This window comes from Winogradskyella ursingii (assembly GCF_013403975.1).
Taxonomy (GTDB): Bacteria; Bacteroidota; Bacteroidia; order Flavobacteriales; family Flavobacteriaceae; genus Winogradskyella; species Winogradskyella ursingii.
This window is the reverse complement of the sequence record NZ_JABFDH010000006.1, coordinates 161,254-180,454: the sequence shown is the minus strand read 5'-3', so window position 1 is coordinate 180,454 and position 19,201 is coordinate 161,254. Positions and strand designations below refer to the sequence as shown.

At 36.5% G+C, this 19,201-nt stretch carries 15 protein-coding genes; 8 read left to right on the top strand and 7 right to left on the bottom strand.

The window, feature by feature from the left end; genetic code table 11:
* Nucleotides 1-39: 39 nt before the first annotated feature.
* Complete coding sequence (locus HM983_RS15145) at nt 40-1,203, top strand: TlpA disulfide reductase family protein (protein ID WP_179346581.1); 1,164 nt, start codon at nt 40-42, stop codon at nt 1,201-1,203.
* Nucleotides 1,204-1,224: 21 nt separating this feature from the next.
* On the opposite strand, the gene HM983_RS15140 is transcribed toward HM983_RS15145, so the two are convergent.
* Nucleotides 1,225-1,878 (bottom strand): rhomboid family intramembrane serine protease, encoded by a 654-nt coding sequence (locus tag HM983_RS15140; protein ID WP_179346580.1) that lies wholly within the window; start codon nt 1,876-1,878, stop codon nt 1,225-1,227.
* A gap of 55 nt (nt 1,879-1,933) precedes the next feature.
* Between HM983_RS15140 and HM983_RS15135 the strand changes: the two genes are divergently transcribed.
* Nucleotides 1,934-2,824, top strand: a complete 891-nt coding sequence (locus tag HM983_RS15135) for a lysophospholipid acyltransferase family protein (protein WP_179346579.1) — start codon at nt 1,934-1,936, stop codon at nt 2,822-2,824.
* A 29-nt stretch (nt 2,825-2,853) separates the two neighbouring features.
* Here HM983_RS15135 and HM983_RS15130 read toward each other — a convergent pair whose 3' ends face one another.
* The 3 genes from HM983_RS15130 to glmM are packed head-to-tail and all read right to left on the bottom strand — an operon-like array spanning nt 2,854 to nt 6,462.
* The gene (locus HM983_RS15130; protein ID WP_179346578.1) at nt 2,854-4,356 is read right to left on the bottom strand and encodes an aminotransferase class V-fold PLP-dependent enzyme; all 1,503 of its coding nucleotides are present in this window, start codon (nt 4,354-4,356) and stop codon (nt 2,854-2,856) included.
* A gap of 45 nt (nt 4,357-4,401) precedes the next feature.
* Entirely contained in the window at nt 4,402-5,040 is a 639-nt protein-coding gene (locus tag HM983_RS15125) for a transglutaminase-like domain-containing protein (protein ID WP_317166972.1), read from the bottom strand.
* Between the two features lie 33 nt (nt 5,041-5,073).
* A complete protein-coding gene (gene glmM, locus HM983_RS15120; RefSeq protein ID WP_179346577.1) occupies nt 5,074-6,462 on the bottom strand; it encodes a phosphoglucosamine mutase in 1,389 nt (462 codons plus the stop codon).
* Nucleotides 6,463-6,530: 68 nt separating this feature from the next.
* On the opposite strand from glmM, the gene HM983_RS15115 reads away from it, so the two are divergent.
* From HM983_RS15115 to HM983_RS15095, 5 genes are all read left to right on the top strand, one after another.
* On the top strand, nt 6,531-7,133 hold the full coding sequence (locus tag HM983_RS15115; RefSeq protein WP_179346576.1) for an acyl carrier protein phosphodiesterase: 603 nt from the start codon (nt 6,531-6,533) through the stop codon (nt 7,131-7,133).
* The gene (gene ggt / locus HM983_RS15110) at nt 7,130-8,833 is read left to right on the top strand and encodes a gamma-glutamyltransferase (RefSeq protein WP_179346575.1); all 1,704 of its coding nucleotides are present in this window, start codon (nt 7,130-7,132) and stop codon (nt 8,831-8,833) included. Before HM983_RS15115 ends, ggt begins: the two co-directional genes overlap by 4 nt.
* A 207-nt stretch (nt 8,834-9,040) precedes the next feature.
* Nucleotides 9,041-12,322, top strand: coding sequence for a S41 family peptidase (locus HM983_RS15105; RefSeq protein ID WP_179346574.1), 3,282 nt, complete (start codon nt 9,041-9,043; stop codon nt 12,320-12,322).
* 138 nt (nt 12,323-12,460) lie between these two features.
* On the top strand, nt 12,461-13,411 hold the full coding sequence (locus tag HM983_RS15100; RefSeq protein ID WP_179346573.1) for an ATP-grasp domain-containing protein: 951 nt from the start codon (nt 12,461-12,463) through the stop codon (nt 13,409-13,411).
* A 56-nt stretch (nt 13,412-13,467) separates the two neighbouring features.
* Complete coding sequence (locus tag HM983_RS15095) at nt 13,468-14,199, top strand: hypothetical protein (RefSeq protein ID WP_179346674.1); 732 nt, start codon at nt 13,468-13,470, stop codon at nt 14,197-14,199.
* Nucleotide 14,200: 1 nt separating this feature from the next.
* Here the strand turns inward: HM983_RS15095 and HM983_RS15090 are convergent, their stop codons facing one another.
* The 3 genes from HM983_RS15090 to HM983_RS15080 all read right to left on the bottom strand — a co-directional run bounded on the left by HM983_RS15090 (nt 14,201) and on the right by HM983_RS15080 (nt 16,039).
* Nucleotides 14,201-14,491 carry a DUF2188 domain-containing protein gene (locus tag HM983_RS15090; RefSeq protein ID WP_179346572.1) on the bottom strand — a complete coding sequence of 97 codons (291 nt, stop codon included), beginning with the start codon at nt 14,489-14,491 and terminating at the stop codon, nt 14,201-14,203.
* A 157-nt stretch (nt 14,492-14,648) separates the two neighbouring features.
* Nucleotides 14,649-14,786, bottom strand: coding sequence for a hypothetical protein (locus HM983_RS15085; protein ID WP_179346571.1), 138 nt, complete (start codon nt 14,784-14,786; stop codon nt 14,649-14,651).
* A 293-nt stretch (nt 14,787-15,079) separates the two neighbouring features.
* Entirely contained in the window at nt 15,080-16,039 is a 960-nt protein-coding gene (locus HM983_RS15080) for a hypothetical protein (protein ID WP_179346570.1), read from the bottom strand.
* A gap of 270 nt (nt 16,040-16,309) precedes the next feature.
* Here HM983_RS15080 and uvrA point away from each other — a divergent pair, with 270 nt between their 5' ends.
* Complete coding sequence (gene uvrA / locus HM983_RS15075) at nt 16,310-19,138, top strand: excinuclease ABC subunit UvrA (RefSeq protein WP_179346569.1); 2,829 nt, start codon at nt 16,310-16,312, stop codon at nt 19,136-19,138.
* Nucleotides 19,139-19,201: the final 63 nt, after the last annotated feature.

Below are 19,201 nucleotides of genomic sequence, written 5' to 3'. Positions count from 1 at the left end.
TATATTTTATAATTCAGATAAATTAAAAAATAAAAAACGATGAAAAAATTAAGCCTAATCTGCCTTATTGTATGCTGTGTTTTGACCTCATGTAAAGATGAAAACGATACCGCTTTTGTGATTGAAGGTAATGCGCCAAATGTATATAATGGTATTAGGGCTTATTTAAAGGAATTTGATCCGAGCGGAACAGAAATCGTGAAGGATACTGCCATTGTGATGAACGAAAAGTTTCAATTTAAAGGTGATATCGGTTATCCAACCGTAAGAATTTTGACTATCGATGGTTTAATGGGAAATTTAGCCTTTATGTTAGAACCTGGTGAAATTGAAATTGATGTCAACACAATTACTTTTCCCGAATCTAAAGTCACTGGATCTGAAACACATATCGATTATAAAAATTTTCAAAGCGGAATATTGGACTTACAAGAAATAGGACGGAAAAAAATAGTTGCCTATAGAACCGCTATGCTAAATAAGGACTCTATTGCCGTAGATTCATTATTGCCAATCATTGAGGAGCACAAAAGCTCATTTAAAAATTATGCCATTAATTTTGCAGAGGAACATCCTGAATCTTTTCTCAGTTTACATTTATTAGAAATGGAAGTTAACAAACCAGATGTTGATGCAGATCGATTGAATGATGTATTTCAAAAACTTGATTCAGATATCAAAGAGTCCTCCAAAGGCGTCACAGTATTGAAACAGATAGATATTGCCCAAATTCAATTTCAAAAAACAAAACGATTAAGAAGTGGAGAAATGGCACCAAGATTTTCTGCGCCTTCACCAACTGGTGAAGATATTAACTTAGAAGATGTTAAGGGTAAATTGACTGTTATCGATTTTTGGGCAGCCTGGTGTGGGCCTTGCCGTAGAGAGAATCCAAATCTGGTTAAACTATATGAAGAGTACCATGATAAAGGATTAGAAATTTTGGGAGTTTCCTTAGATGGTGCACCAAACCAACAAGATCCAAAACAAGCATGGTTAGATGCTATAGAAAAGGATAAGCTCACTTGGCCACAAGTTTCGAACTTACAGTATTTTAATGGTCCTGTAGCAAGTCTTTATAACATTACAGCTATACCTGCCACTTATGTATTAGATGAAGAAGGTCGAATTCTGGCCAAAAATTTAAGAGGACCAGCTCTCCGTGCGAAGGTTGATCAACTTTTAGGGGAACAAAACAAGTAAATTTTACTGTCTGTTTTAAATTTAATTGAGCTTACCTGTTTTATGAAGTACAAAGAGGATTACTATTGGTACTGCTAACAATGCCACGTGACCTAAATCAGTTTCAAACAAGCTTGGCTTTAAGATTAACGTAATTGCATAACCTCCAACAGCTCCACCAAAGTGAGCATCATGACCAATATTTCCTATCCTCTTTTTCATACCGTAAATGGAATATAATAAATAACCGATTCCAAAAATATAACCAGGTATAGGTATAGGCACAAAGAACATATATAGACTCATTTCTGGATATAATAAGATTGCTGAATACAACACTCCCGTTACTGCGCCGCTAGCTCCTACTGCGCTATACCAATATTCATCTTTATGAAAGTAAAGTGATAACAAATTTCCAAAAAGTAAACTGGCCAAATAAATAATAATAAAATTGAAATTGCCCAACTGCCCAATAACTACATAAGCAAAAAAGTAGAGCGTAAACATATTAAACAATAAATGAGCCGTATCGGCATGTAAAAACCCAGAACTAAACATTCTAATTTGCTCACCTCGTCTTATACTACCTACATTAAATTTATAACGTTCAAAAAAAAGACGGTCACCAAAACCCTTAAAAGAAATAATAGCATTGGCCGCAATAATAACTACTGTAACTAAATCTAAATTGTACATAAAACTTCTATTGCCTCAAATATAATATATTTGCCGTAGCAAAAACAACCGCCTAATGCATCTTATCGCCTACATCCTTATCTATCCTATTTTATGGCTCATTTCTATATTGCCGTTCAGATTATTATATGCATTTTCAGACTTTCTGTATTTGTTTGTATATAAGATATTTGGTTATAGAACATCTGTAGTAAAAGAAAATTTACAATTGGTGTTTCCAGAAAAATCAGACAAGGAAATTAAAACTATAATGAATAAGTTTTATCATCATTTGTGTGATATGATTGTTGAGGCCATAAAATCCTTAACCATTTCTAAGGCCGAAATGCAAAAACGATTCAAATTTCCAAATGTCGAAGTTATAAATGATCTTGAAATAAAACAACGTAGTATTATTTTAATGTGCGCGCATTACGGTAGTTGGGAGTGGATTTTTATACTACAAAGCTATGTAAAACATAAAGGATTTGCAGTCTATAAACGTTTGGCAAACAAACATTTTGACCATTTAGTTAAGGGTATTAGAGCTAAATACGATTCGCATTTAATTACCACAAAAGAAACGTTTACGATTTTAAACGACTATAAAAAAAGAGGTGAATTGACCATCAACGGATTTGTGTCAGACCAATCTCCTAAAGCTAACAAAGCTTTTCATTGGAATGAATTCATGGGCATAAAAGTGCCAATGTATACTGGTGCTGAGACATTGGCTAAAAAACTGGATATGGTTGTCGTTTTTTTTAAAGTAAAACGAATCAAACGTGGCTACTATGAAACAACCTTTGAAACGATTACAGAACATCCTAATGATTTTGAAAATTATGAAATCACAGATATATTCTTCAAATTAGTTGAAAAGCAAATCCACGAAGCTCCAGAATATTATTTATGGACTCATAAACGTTGGAAACATAGAGATAAAGTACCTGTGGCATTCAAATAAAAAAAGAGAAAATCTGTGTCTAAGATTATCTACAAATCAAACCATACATCAACATTAGTTGTGTTGCAAGGCTGATTCACTAATGATTTATGAATGAATTCATTATTGCATTTCGAATATTCATAGTCCTTAGCCCAATCCTCATGATTTCTGGCTAAATTTAAAATACTATCGCAAACAAATTTAATTTCATCATTTGTGGTTGTTGGATGAATGGACATACGGATCCAACCAGGTTTTCTAACCAATTCGCCAATAGATATCTCGCTGGTTAATTCCCTCGAAGTTTTTTGATCTACGTGTAACAAAAAGTGACCATACGTTCCTGCACAGCTGCAGCCACCTCGAGTCTGAATACCAAATTTATCGTTGAGAAGTTTTACTCCTAGATTGTAGTGGAGGTCGTCAATATAGAATGAAATAACTCCAAGTCTATCTGTGTGCTGACCTGCTAGAATATGAATATCAGATTTATCATTTAACCTTTTAAACACATAAGAAACCAATTGGTGTTCACGTTCTAGCATTTTGCCCACTCCCATTTGCTCTTTCAATTTAACGGAAAGTGCCGTTTTTATGGTTTGAAGAAAGCCTGGTGTACCACCATCTTCCCGATCTTCTATATTATCTATGTATTTGTGCTCGCCCCAAGGGTTAGTCCAACTTACGGTACCACCTCCAGGACAATCAGGAATCATATTTTTATACAATTTCTTATTAAAAACCAATACACCCGAAGTTCCAGGTCCTCCCAAGAATTTATGTGGAGAGAAAAAGATAGCGTCCAATTGTGCATCCTCATCTTCTGGATGCATGTCAATCTCCACGTAAGGTGCTGAACAGGCAAAATCAACAAAACATACACCTCCATGCTTATGCATCAATTTAGCAACTTCATGATGTGGATTCTGAATTCCAGTCACATTCGAGCCACCAATAATCGAAGCTATTTTAATGGTACAATCTTTATACTTGAGAAGTAGTTTTTCTAAATTATCCAAACTGAATAATCCATTCTCGTCTGGCGGAATGACCTCAACCTTGGCCATGGTTTCCAACCATGACGTTTGATTACTGTGATGCTCCATATGAGTTACAAAAACCACAGGTCGCATTTCATCCGGAACTTTGGTATAATTTTTTAGATTTTCAGGAATTTTGAGCCCTAGTATACGTTGAAACTTATTGACCACGCCTGTCATACCATTACCCGAAACTATGAGCACATCATGCTCATTACAGTTAACATGGTCTTTAATAATTTGTTTGGCTTTATGGTAAGCTTTCGTCATAGCCGTACCAGATACAGTTGTTTCAGTATGTGTATTTGCCACAAAAGGACCAAACTCATTGCAAAGTTTTTCCTCAATCGGTCTGTATAATCGGCCAGATGCTGTCCAGTCTGTATAAATAATTCTCTGCTCACCATAAGGTGAAACAAAGGTTTGATCCTGACCTATAATATGTTTTCTGAATTGCTCGAAATAGGTTTCAAGTTCGGTCTTTTCTATAGTATTAGTTTCAGAAATCATAAGTTATATGTTTTGGCTTAACTAGAGTAGGCAGTTATTTTATTATTATAATTTAAATTCTGTAATATTCTCTTTAGTGTCAAATATATGAGGATAATGTACTTTTATGTTTTGTTTCATAAATTCCACAGGCACATCTTCAAAATGGCCATAATCATCTAGATATTCCATAAATTGTTTTCCTTCCTTATTAAACTCTTGCAAGCAGGCGTTATTTTTTCCGTCAAAATCTAATGGGGTAACATTTAACTTCTCGCATAAAGACTTATTAAAAGCCGGAGAAACTTTAAGCCATTTATCATTTAAATAAACCTGAACCATACCATGTGGCGTTAATTCGTTGATCCCAAATTTTTCTGTTAACCGCTCAACTGCAATATGATTTTTAACTTTGCCCAAATGAAGTCTTGCAGGTATGTCTAAACCTCTAAGACAAGCAATTAATAATATTGATTTTTCAACACAATTTCCTGTGGTTTTATTAGCAATTATACTAGACCGATAATTGTTTTTAGAAAGACTGATATTGTATGGATCATATTTATAATCGTCCCGTATTTTAGTATAGAGTGCAATTGACTGGTCCACTTTAGATAATGGCCTACACTTATATTTGGAAATAATATTTTGAATAATATCACTTTCAAAATCAAAATAATATGAAGACGCCAAATATTTCATCATTTATCTCTAATTCTTTACGGTTATAATATCAAGTTAATTATTGGCTATTGCTTCAATCTCAGCAATAAATCTATCTGCTAAATCATCGGCTTCTTTTTGCGATTGCGCTTCAGTATAAATTCTTATAATTGGTTCTGTATTACTTTTTCTTAAGTGTACCCAACTTTCTGCAAAATCAATTTTTACACCATCAATTGTTTTTAAGTTTTCATGGCTGTAATTGGATTCCATGGTTTTTAAAATTCCATCCACATCCAATTCTGGAGTTAATTGAATCTTCTTTTTGCTCATAAAATAATTAGGATAAGAAGCACGCAATTCGCTTACTTTCATTTTCTTTTCAGCCAACAGACTCAAGAATAAAGCGACTCCGACCAAGGCATCACGTCCGTAATGCAACTCTGGATAGATTATACCTCCATTACCTTCTCCACCAATGACAACATTGTTTTTCTTCATTAGTTCCACAACGTTCACTTCACCCACTGCACTAGCTTCGTAAGTTCCACCATGCTTTTCGGTCACATCTCGCAACGCTCGAGTAGAACTCATATTACTTACCGTATTTCCAGGATTTTTGCTCAATACATAATCTGCACAAGCGACCAAAGTATATTCTTCACCAAACATTTCGCCAGTTTCGTCCATAAATGCTAAACGGTCCACATCCGGATCTACGACAATCCCGAAATCAGCATTCTCTTTTACGACAGCATCTGCCAAATCACCCAAGTGCTCTTTTAAAGGCTCTGGATTATGCGGAAAATGGCCTGTTGGCTCGCAATATAATTTTACGGGATGCACTCCCAAACGCTCTAATAATAACGGAATCGCAATACCGCCTGTAGAATTCACTCCATCGACTACCACTTTAAAATTAGCATCTTCAATCGCTTTTTTATTTACTAGTGGTAAATCTAAAACCTCATCGATATGTAAATCTATATAGGCTTCGTTCTTGCTAATTTTACCTAAATCATCAACCTCAGCAAAAATCATATCACTAGATTCTGCAATCTCTAAAATTTTCTGTCCTTCTGCTCCATTCAAAAATTCTCCTTTTGCATTCAACAATTTTAGGGCATTCCATTGTTTTGGATTATGGCTTGCCGTTAAAATTATTCCTCCATCGGCATGCTCCATTGGTACGGCAACTTCAACGGTTGGAGTGGTTGAAAGACCCACATCAACGACATCAATACCCAAACCGACCAATGTATTCATTACTAAATTCTGTATCATTTCTCCTGAAATGCGAGCATCTCTGCCAACTACAACTCGATAATTTTCTTTATTGCGTTGTTGCCTAAGCCACGTACCGTAAGCAGCAGCAAATTTAACAGCATCAATTGGAGTTAAGTTATCTTCTACGGCTCCTCCTATGGTACCACGAATTCCTGAAATGGATTTTATTAAGGTCATTTATTTTGATTTTGAGCAAATATAGTGGTTATAGTAAAAATGTTATAATGAATTTGTAAATTCGACACATGAACTTCCTAGCCCATATTTACCTGTCTAGTGACGACGAGCTACTCACTATCGGCAACTTTGCCGGAGATGGTGTAAGAGGTGGCAACTTTAAACGATTTCCCGTGGCAATGCAAGCTGGTATTCAGTTACATCGAGAGATTGACACCTATACGGATGCGCACCCTATCGTAAGGAGAAGTACCAAAAGATTACACAAAAATTATGGGCATTATAGCGGAGTGATAGTGGATATTTTTTACGATCATTTTTTAGCTAAAAACTGGAACGATTATTCTAAAATTCCACTAAAAGAATACATCGATGATTTTTACGAAAGTCTAATTAGAAACTTACATCATTTACCGGAACGCTTCAAGAAAATGACACCTATAATGATCGAGGGCAACTGGTTACTAAGTTATGCTTCTATTGATGGAATTCAACAAGTGCTTAACGGTATGAACAGACGTACTAAGGGAAAATCTAAAATGAATTTAGCGACCAAAGAGCTCATGGAACATTACAATGCTTTTGAAAAAGATTTTACTCTTTTTTTCGAAGAGCTGATAGAATTCAGCACAAACAAACGTTTAGAAATAGAAAAACTTTATCATATATGAGACACTTTCTTTCATCCTGCATTCTAATATTATTGGTATGGAGTTGTAAAAATGAACCCGAAAAGCAAATGCTTAATATCAAGGAAAAAGGGTTTATTGCACATAAAGCTATGGTGGTAAGTGCACGTGAGGAAGCCTCAAAAATTGGATCTGACATTATGCAACAGGGTGGCAATGCATTTGATGCTATGATGGCCACAGAAATGGCATTGGCAGTTGCTTATCCTTATGCTGGGAATCTTGGTGGTGGTGGATTCTTAGTTTATCGTTTGGCAGATGGTACCAAAGGCGCATTGGATTACCGAGAAAAGGCGCCATTAGCATCAGAAAAAAACATGTATCTCGATGAAAATGGGGACATTATTCAAAATAAAAGCACTGTGGGAGGTATGGCCGTTGGTGTACCTGGGACCATTGCGGGTATTTTTGAAGCACAAAAACGATTTGGCAAACTTGATGTTGCTACCATTTTAGCACCTGTGATTGAACTTGCAAAAAACGGGTACATCATCACCAAAAATCAAGAAAAAAGAATTGCTGGTTACGATAGTATGTTTAAAGCAGTTAACCTGAAGGAAATCCCATATAATAACAAGCTTAAAGCTGGAGACCGAATGATAAATAATCCATTAGCAGCAACTTTACAGCGTATTGCTAATCATGGAAGAGACGAATTTTACAATGGCGAAACCGCAAAAAAATTGGTGGAGTTCTTGCAAGCAAATGGAAGCATTATCACTTTAGAAGATTTAGCAAAATATGAAGCCAAATGGCGAGATCCAATAGTTTTTGAATATGATGATTTAACTATTACGTCAATGTCACCACCCTCATCTGGTGGTATTTGCTTAAATCAAATCATGATAATGGCTCAACCATTTGACCTTAAAGACTACGGTCATAATTCATTAAAATACATTCAGGTTTTGGTCGAAGCCGAAAAACGTGCTTATGCAGACCGAAGCTATTATTTAGGTGACCCAGATTTTGTAGATATACCGGTAAAAACTTTGACTAGCGAAGCGTACCTTAACAATAGAATGGAAGATTTTTCATTTTCTGAGCCAACCTCTGTCGATTCACTTTCGCACGGAAATATTATAGGTTACGAAAGCAACGAAACAACCCACTACTCTATTGTGGACCAGTTTGGTAATGCCATTGCGGTTACTACAACGTTAAATGGCGGATATGGCTCTAAACTCTATGCAAACGAATTAGGTTTTTTCCTGAATAATGAAATGGATGATTTTAGCAGCAAACCTGGAGAGCCCAATTATTACGGACTCATTGGTGCAGAGGCTAATAGTATTGAACCCGAAAAGCGAATGCTGAGTTCTATGACACCAACCATTGTTGAAAAAGATGGAGAATTCTATATGTCGGTTGGCACACCTGGCGGTTCAACAATTATAACTTCTGTACTTCAAACTATTTTAAATGTACACGAGTTTGAAATGAATATGCAAGAAGCAGTCAATGCGCCCAGATTCCACAATCAGTGGTTACCAGATGAAATCAGGATGGAACCAAATGCATTCGACAAAAAATTAATTCAACAGCTTCAAAATTTAGGTTACAATATCAATGAAACCCGTTCGCCAATTATAGGCATTGTTGATGGTATTCTTCAACTGGAGGACGGAACCTACGAAGGTGGTGCTGATAAACGTGGTGATGATACTGCTGTTGGTTTTTAATAGTAACGTTATTATAAACACATTTTCAACAGATATTTAATTTTGTTCTATTGTGATTGCAGATTCCTCCGTATTCAACTGTGATCAACAAAAGAACCACGAGTCACTTTATGTTTTAACATCATTTTAAAAATTCCACTCAATCAAAATTGTATATTTAAGCACCTCAAGCCGTTATATCAGTTACATAATTAAACCAATCCAATAATGAAACACGTATTTGTTACTCTCGCATTCTGCTTTTCAATTTTTAGTTTTTCTCAAGGCACCCAACTTTTAAGACAACCCACTTTACATGGTAACGATGTGGTTTTTGTCTATGCTAATGATCTTTGGAAATCATCCATAAATGGTGGTACAGCCGTAAGACTCACAAGTGACGAAGGTTACGAATCCAGTCCACATTACTCAAACGATGGTAAAATGATTGCATTTACTGCCGAGTATGACGGAAACGTCGATGTATTTGTCATACCTGCCAATGGTGGAGAACCTAAACGCCTCACCTATCATCCAGATGGTGATTACGTACAAGGTTGGACTCCAGATGGCGAAGTGTTGTTTCGCTCTGGCCGAGAGTCGCAACCGACTATGACTAATAAATTTTTTACAGTATCTACTAAAGGCGGACTTCCCGAAGCTCTGGATATTCCCAGAGCGGCCTACGGTGAAATGTCTCCTGATGGAAAGCATTTGGCTTATACTCCCATCACAGGATGGGATGCCGAATGGAGAAACTATCGTGGCGGACAAGCCATGCCTATTTGGGTGGTAGATTTAAAAACGAAAGAACTTATCAGAACTTCACAGCCTACGCAAGAGCGCCATTTAGATCCTGTTTGGTTAGATGGTATGGTTTATTTTATGTCCGAGCGTGATTATACGATGAATATCTGGTCCTTTAATCCAAATACAAAAGAGGAAAAACAAATTACTTTTCATAAAAAATTTGATGTTAAAAGTTTAGATTCGAGTAATGACAAGATTGTCTATGAACAAGGAGGTTATCTTCATATTTATGATCCTTCAACCAACAATTCAAGACAATTAAATATTGACGTTAAAGCCGACTTAAACTTCTATAGACCTAAATGGGACAATGTTTCAGCAAGAAATTTATCCAACCCAAACCTTTCACCAAATGGAATACGAGCCATTTTTGAGCACCGTGGTGAAATCTTTACAGTACCAAAAGAAGATGGCACTTGGATGAACCTTACCAACTCACCTGGAGTAGCAGATAGAAATCCTATATGGTCACCAAAAGGTGATAAAATCGCGTGGTTTTCTGATAAAAGTGGTGAGTATCAATTGATGGTTTCTGATCAATACGGTCAAAATGTAAAAACAATCAAATTACCAGACCCAACATTCTATTTTCAACCAGATTGGTCTCCTGATGGTAAATACATGGCTTACACAGACACCCACTACAACATTTGGATTCTTAACTTAGATTCCGAAAAGGCGGAAATAGTGGCTACAGATCGATACGCACACCCTAATCGTTCTATGAATCCTGTTTGGTCACCTGACAGCAAATGGATTGCTTTTGCAAAACAGCAAGAAAGTCATTTTAAATCCATATATGCTTATAATGTGGAGAGCAAAAAAACCATACAGATTACAGATCCAATAGCAGATGCCATAAGCCCTGTCTGGGACTCAAATGGTAAATATTTGTACACATTGGCAAGTACTAATTACGGACTACAAACAGGTTGGCTGGATATGAGTAATTACGATTCTGCTTCAGACTTAACACGTAATTTATACGCGGTTGTTTTAAATGCAGAAGACGAAGCACCTACGCTTCCTAAAAACGATATGGAAGAAACTGATAAGAAGGACGAAGATGCGGAGAAGAAAGCTGATGAAAAAGAAGGCAAGGATAAAAAAGACGAAAAGAAAGATGCGAAAGGGGTTAGCGTCACCATTACCGAACAAGGTATTTTTGACAGAGCTGTAGCTTTAGAGTTACCAGCTAGAAATTACGTCGCTTTGTTAAAAGGGCCTGAAAAAACGGTTTTTGTTGCTGAAGCAATTCCAAATGAAAATGGACTCAAGGTTCATTCCTACAGTTTAAAAGAAGGAAAAGCCACAGACTTCGCTGATGGTGTTAACCAAATGGTAGCATCAGAAGATAGAAATTCGATCTTATTATTTCAAAATGGGAATTGGGTGTTAACGGATTCTAAATCGCCACCAAAACCAGGAAAGGATAATCTCAAAATAAATATAAAAGTAAAGTTAGACCCACAGGCCGAAGCACATCAAATATTCAAGGAAGGTTGGAGATACATGCGAGATTTTCTGTATGTAGATAACGTTCATGGCGCGCCTTGGGATGAGGTTTATGAATGGTATGCACCTTGGATCGAACACGTACGCCACAGAACAGATTTAAATTATGTAGTGGATATTATGAGTGGCGAGGTAGCTGTCGGTCATTCTTACGTATCTGGAGGTGATTTTCCAAATGTAGATCGGGTGCCTGTAGGATTATTGGGTGCTGATTTTGAAGAGGACAACGGTTATTATAAAATCAAAAAAATCTATAATGGTGAACGTTGGAATCCAGGCCTGGACGCACCATTAGCTCAACCTGGAATCAATGTCAACAAGGGTGATTACATTCTTGCCGTCAACGGAAAAAAGTTAACAGCTGAAATGAATCCTTACAGCTTGTTGGAACAAACTGCTGGAAGAGCAATTAATATAACTATTAATTCAAAACCAAATATGCAAGATGCCAGAACGGTTTTAGTTAAGCCCGTAAGTAATGAGCGTGGTCTTAGAAGTGTAGATTGGGTAGAAGGCAATCGCAGAAAGGTTGACGAACTATCAAACGGAAAACTGGCTTATGTATATGTACCCAACACAGGTGGTGGAGGATTTACATCGTTCAACAGGTATTATTTCTCTCAACAGGATAAAAAAGGGGTTGTTATTGACGAGCGAAACAATGGCGGTGGCTCTGCAGCCGATTATATGATCGATATCATGTCACGAGAATTGTTTGGCTATTTTAATAGTAAAGCAAATGACAATAGACCTTGGACTACGCCAATGGCAGGTATTTGGGGACCAAAAGTAATGCTCATTAACGAACGTGCAGGTTCAGGCGGTGATTTGTTGCCATATATGTTTAAAATGAAAGACATCGGACCACTAATTGGTACTAGAACTTGGGGAGGATTGGTCGGCACATGGGATACACCACAATTTATCGATGGAGGACGTATGGTCGCTCCACGCGGAGGATTTTATGATGTTGATGGTAACTGGGCTGTTGAAGGTGATGGTGTTGCACCAGATATTGAAGTAATTCAGCATCCAAAAGAAACCTCAAAAGGAAATGACCCACAATTACAACGTGCTGTAGAGGAAGCTATGAGATTATTGGAAAATAATGAATTTGAACTCATGCCAGAGCCTAAAGCACCTGTACGCTGGAAACGTCCAGAAGGTTATAAATCTGATAATTAGAAACTACAAAAATTTACTCATACAATTTTATCAAAATTCAAAAATCACTCGAAGTGACATTAATTTACAGTCAGTTCGAGTGAAGTTGTTTTTTTACATTGTTGTATCACGAAACACTTAGATAAAGTCTTCAAACCTATGCCAAATCTCGACATCGTAGTTCTAACCGATCATCGTTACTTAAAAGACAGTAAAGATACATACCAACACAACGTATTTTACGAAGATGCGTTGGTTGTAAATGCATTACAAAATGAAGGCTTAAAAGTGGAACGAAAAGCATGGGACGATGAGCATTTTGATTGGTCCACAACAAAATCCATACTATTTAGAAGTACATGGGATTATTTTGCCCGTTTCGATGAATTTTCAGAATGGCTAAGTGAAGTTGCCCAACACACAGAGCTCATTAACTCAGAACAACTAATTCGATGGAACATCGATAAACATTACCTCAACGATTTAAATGACAATGGTATTAGAATTGCCAAAACAGAGTTTATTGAAAGAGGATCCGAGACCTCTTTAAAAGAACTTCATAAAAAACTTGAGTGGACAGAAACAGTTTTAAAACCTTGTATTTCCGGTGCAGCAAGACATACCTATAAATTAAATACCGAAAATTTAGACCAACACGAAGCAATTTTTAATCAACTTATTGCTGAAGAAGCCATGATGCTACAACCTTTTCAGTATAATATAATGAAAGAAGGTGAAATATCTATGATGGTTTTTAGTGGGCAATATACACATGCCGTCTTAAAAAAAGCCAAAGCTGGTGATTTTAGGGTACAAGATGATTTTGGTGGCTCTGTTCACCTTTACACACCTACTCAAGCGGAAATTGATTTTGCAGAACACGCTGTAAAAGGCTGTCCTGAATTGCCTATATATGCACGTGTGGATATATTTACCAATAACGAAAACCAATTAGCAGTTTCAGAATTAGAACTCATTGAACCAGAATTATGGTTTCGGCATCATCCTGAAGCATCTGATGTTTTGGCGAAAGCAGTGAATGCAAAATTAAATCGCTTGTCACTCCGAACTGTTTGGATAAATGAATCGAAGCAAAATGGAAACCTATAGCAATATTTAAAAACACAAGGATTCCTACTTTAGCAGGAATGACAGAAAAAACGCCAATGGCAAAACAGAACAAACTTAAAAAAATATTAAAAATTATAGGAGGTCTCATCATCTTCTTCACCTTGCCAACACTTCTATTTTTTGGTTTTATGTACATTAAATACAATGAAGACCTACCTACTGGAATTAAAGGTGCACCAGCCGATGAATTAGCACAACGCATGTTGGATGCCTTGGATCATGAAGCCTATGAAGAAACTGATTATTTAGAATGGACCTTCAAAGGCCGACATCATTACAAATGGCACAAATCTGAAAACCACTGCGAGGTATATTGGGATGATTTTAAAGTAGTTTTAGATTTTGAGAATAACCATAACTCAAAAGTATTTGTGGCGGAACAAGAATATAATGGTATTGAAAAGCAAGATTACATTAATAAAGCTACCAGTTATTTTAATAACGATTCTTTTTGGTTAGTCGCTCCGTACAAAGTATTTGATAAGGGTGTATTACGAAGTATTGTAATAACCGACAACCAAAAAGAATCTTTATTGGTCACTTATACTTCTGGAGGTTCCACGCCTGGCGATTCTTATTTATGGCATTTGGACAAAACAGGAAAACCCAAAAGTTATCAAATGTGGGTGGATATTATACCCATTGGAGGACTAGAAGCCACATGGGAACAATGGACCATAACAGAAAGCGGTGCACAACTGCCATCCTTTCATAAATTATTGTTGTTTGGTTTGGAAATTGAAAATATCGTAGGCCGAAAACTTTAATCTAATCATCTTTATAACTAATCCTATCACGTATACCTCCACTGGCTCTATGAATAATGACATCCGAGTCATAGCGTTTAGCTAAGATTTTTGCTTTGTTAATCGCAGTACTTTGTTTTCTATGCTTAGAAGTCACGCGTTTATTACCCTCACGTCGCACTGCCCAACCATCATCATAAGGTACTACGTGCTGGTGCCAAGTTCGCTTTTTAGTAGTACGATAACCGAAACCTTTTAAAATCACCTCAATCAGTTCTGCTATGGCATCAACTATTTTGTTTTTATTGGACATTAAATGAATCAATGGTTATTGCGGCAAACAAGATAACCAAAAGATGGATCTAAGTATCTAAGTTTAAAATCAACCGTAAAAGTTCATTCTAAGACGACTCTAGAAAATGGAGAGTTAGCTAAAAGTAAATAGCCAACAAAAAATCAGTAATTCCAGTCTAAAAAATCTCAAATACATAGCCCAACAACCAGTATAATATTATAAACACTATTATAGTGCCAAAACAACCACATTTGCCTCCTCCTATCTTCTTGGCTCCCCATGCAGCACCGATAATTCTTAGTAGTTTTTCCATATGATTTAAGATTTTTATTTCAAAGCTTTAGCCGAAGCAATCTTTTTATTTACGTGGGTAATATTAATCAATTAAAAGTAATAATTAGGTTCTCGATGTAATAACAAGTTTGAACTATAATTTAATCCATTTGCATGGGCAGTTCAACTTTTAAAAATATAATCAAAACGCTTACGATCATTGATAGAAACGTAAGAATGTACCAATATGGCCATAAACTGATACTCAACTTCTCTTGGCGCCATTGACCGGAAAACCAAACTATCGCAACCTTTTTTTAAAATATCATTTTGCTAATCCAACACAATACTCTCACTTTGCAACACCCAATCTCCATTCACCTCTTCGCTATGAGTTACCGAAATCTTTTTAGGACCTGTCTTCTTAAAAACATCAATAAGGCTTAAATTACTATGAATAGCAGTGTTAATATATACGGGTTCGGTCAATAACTCACCATTTGTAGCATCAAAAATATAAAGACTTTTACTTTTGGGTTTAATATCCCAAAAACCTATTTCATCTGCTCCATCTCCATTTAAATCTTTAAGGTTTTCTAATTGTGATTGGTAGGCTCCTTTTACTACAATAGGCTCTAAATCTACTTGACTAAACATGATAACACTATCGCATTCACCAACACAATCAACCGTTTCGTTACCTTTAACTTCTGTATCGGTTGTGGGTTTTATCTTAGGAGACTTGACACTGGCAAAATCTGAAAGGTTATCTCCATTAAAATCGCCATAAAGACGCTTGTTCTTGACAATTGCCACATCATTTTCACGATTATAAGGCAAAACGGGTGCATTACGGTTTTTTGAGTTTTCAGAAATACCTTCTCTAAGTATTCTGAATTTATTGTTTTTGCTGATCACAGAAAGAAACGAAGTAAAATCTGCTTCTACTCCATTGTATTTCACTCGTTTTGTAAAAGCAACCAAATAGGTCGAAGCCTCTTTTGTAATTGTAATTTCGTTTTCAATGATGCGCTGCGCATAATCCGGAAATTTTTCGAATAACAATATCTTATCTTGTTGTACCTGTGTATTAGTGCGTTCTTTTCCGTAGTATGTGACAACATCCATGTAATCGTCTTTTAAATATGCCGACTTTAGTTCCGTGTGCTTGTTGTTCCATTGTTTAACAAATTCACGCACTTCTTTTTCCCCTTCAGGATTGATCTCATTGCAACCAAAGATCAGGATTAATGATAGGTAAAATAATCGAGTGAAGCACTTTGTCAATTTCATTGATTTAAGGTTAATGTTTGTTTTTAAATATACATGTTTTTAGTCAGTTTGCAGAATATATCAGATTGTCATTGAGAGGATAAACTCAAAGCGATCCTATTACATAGCTTCGAGAATATAAATCAGCCGTCATCTAATCAAACGAAGCTATTTCCACATCCAAACAATTCGTCAGATTGCTTTGGTGCATTAGAAAGACGAGTAAGTTTTGACAACAATAATTCGTACCTTTGCAACTTTGCTATAATAAAGAAGAATTTTAATTCATTTATGACCCAATTCAACGATTCCATTGAAGTAAAAGGAGCACGCGTTCACAACCTTAAAAACATAGACGTTACAATACCTAGAGAGCAACTTGTGGTAATTACTGGATTGTCTGGTAGTGGAAAATCGTCCTTGGCTTTTGATACCATTTATGCAGAAGGGCAACGTCGTTACATTGAAACATTTTCGGCTTACGCGCGTCAGTTTTTGGGCAGTCTTGAACGTCCTGATGTAGATAAGATAGATGGGCTCTCGCCTGTCATTGCCATTGAGCAAAAAACCACGAGCAAATCACCTCGTTCTACCGTTGGTACAATTACAGAAATATATGATTTCCTAAGATTACTTTACGCTAGAGCAGCTAATGCTTACAGTTATGAGACGGGTGAAAAAATGGTGAGCTATAGCGATGAACAGATTAAGGATTTGATATTGGAATCTTATCAAGGGAAGCGCATAAATATTCTTTCGCCAGTGATCCGTAGTAGAAAAGGGCACTACCGTGAATTATTTGAACAAATAGCCAAGCAAGGCTTTGTCAAAGTACGTACCGATGGAGATATCGTCGATCTTGAAAAAGGCATGAAACTGGACCGTTACAAGACCCATGATATAGAAATTGTTATTGATAGACTGAAAATTGATGACAGTAAAGATAATGAAAAGCGTTTGATGGAAAGTATCAATACTGCGATGTATCATGGAGATGATGTATTAATGGTAATTGATCAGGAAACCAATGAACCGCGTTATTTCAGCCGGAATCTCATGTGTCCAACTTCAGGCATTTCCTATCCCAACCCAGAACCGAATAACTTTTCATTCAACTCTCCAAAAGGTGCTTGCCCTAATTGTAACGGAATAGGCGAGTTATATGTAGTCAACGACCGAAAGCTCGTTCCAAATGAAACACTTTCGATAAAAAATGGAGCTTTAGCACCCCATGGTCCACAAAAGAAAAGTTGGATTTTTAAACAATTTGAAACCATTGCGCAACGCTTTGATTTTTCGTTGAGCGACGCATGGAAAGACATTCCTGAAGAAGCTAAACAAATCATACTCTATGGAGGCAAAGATAAGTTTACGGTAGAAAGTAAAATCCTAGGAGTTACACGTGATTATAAAATTGATTTTGAAGGTGTAGCTAATTTTATTGAAAGCCATTACCAATCAGATTCTACTTCATTAGTTCGCTGGGCCAAAGAATATATGGACAAAGTACAATGCGAAGTTTGCAATGGTTCTCGTTTACGCAAAGAATCGCTTTACTTCAAAGTTGATGGCAAGAGCATTGCAGATTTGGTAATGATGGATGTTGTGGAACTGGGAGCATGGCTAGAAGGGTTGCCTAATCGACTCAACGATACGCAAAGAAAAATAGCCGAAGAAATTATCAAAGAAATTAAAAACAGGGTTCAGTTTTTATTGGACGTTGGACTCACCTACCTGAGCCTCAATCGTAGCTCCAAATCCCTTTCTGGTGGTGAAGCACAGCGGATCAGATTAGCTACTCAGATTGGTTCACAGTTAGTGGGTGTACTTTATATTTTAGATGAACCAAGCATTGGGTTGCACCAACGTGACAACGAAAAATTGATTAACTCTCTTATATCGCTTCGTGATGTTGGTAATTCTGTGATTGTTGTAGAACATGATAAGGACATGATTGAGCGTGCCGATCATGTGATTGATATTGGCCCTTTTGCTGGCAAGCATGGTGGTGAAATAATAAGTGAAGGCACGCCCAAACAACTATTAAAAGAACATACCTTAACTGCTGCCTATCTTAATGGCGAGAAAGAAATTGAAGTTCCGAAAGAACGTCGTAAAGGCAATGGGAAAAAGCTGGTGCTAAAAGGCTGTACTGGCAATAATTTGAAGAATGTGGATGTTGAGTTTCCGCTCGGGAAAATGATTGGTGTGACCGGAGTTTCAGGCAGTGGCAAATCTACCTTAATCAATGAAACGCTCTACCCTATTCTCAATGCGCATTACTTTAACGGTGTCAAAAAACCGATGCCTTATAAAAGTATTAAAGGTCTGGAACATATTGATAAGGTGATTGACATTAACCAATCTCCCATTGGAAGAACACCAAGAAGCAACCCAGCAACTTACACCAAAACCTTTGACGAAATCCGTAAATTATTTGCACAGATTCCTGAGGCGATGATTCGTGGCTATAAACCTGGACGTTTTAGCTTCAATGTAGCTGGCGGACGTTGTGAAACATGTAAAGGTGGTGGTTTGCGTGTAATTGAAATGAACTTTCTGCCAGATGTCTATGTAGAATGTGAAACATGTCAAGGCAAGCGTTTTAACCGTGAGACTTTGGAAATTCGATATAAAGGAAAATCCATAAGTGATGTGCTAAATATGACCATTGAAGAAGCCGTGACTTTCTTTGAGCACATTCCTAAAATATACCGTAAGCTAAAAACAATTAAAGATGTTGGTTTGGGCTATATTACACTAGGCCAACAAAGTACAACGCTCTCAGGTGGTGAAGCACAACGTATTAAACTGGCTACCGAATTAAGTAAAAGGGATACAGGAAACACATTTTATATTTTAGACGAACCCACTACAGGACTTCATTTTGAAGATATAAGGGTCTTAATGAAAGTACTCAACAAATTGGTTAATAAAGGAAATACAGTCTTGATTATTGAGCACAACCTCGATGTTATAAAAACTGTCGATTATATTATCGATATTGGTTACGAAGGTGGTAAAGGTGGCGGAAAAGTTGTTGCCAAAGGCACGCCCGAGCAAATTATAAAAGATAAGAAAAGTTATACTGCAAAGTTTCTAAAAAAGGAATTACAATAACTTTGGATTGGTATTTTGTTAATGACCTATTCAACATTTTATTTAACTCGATTGAAAAAAATT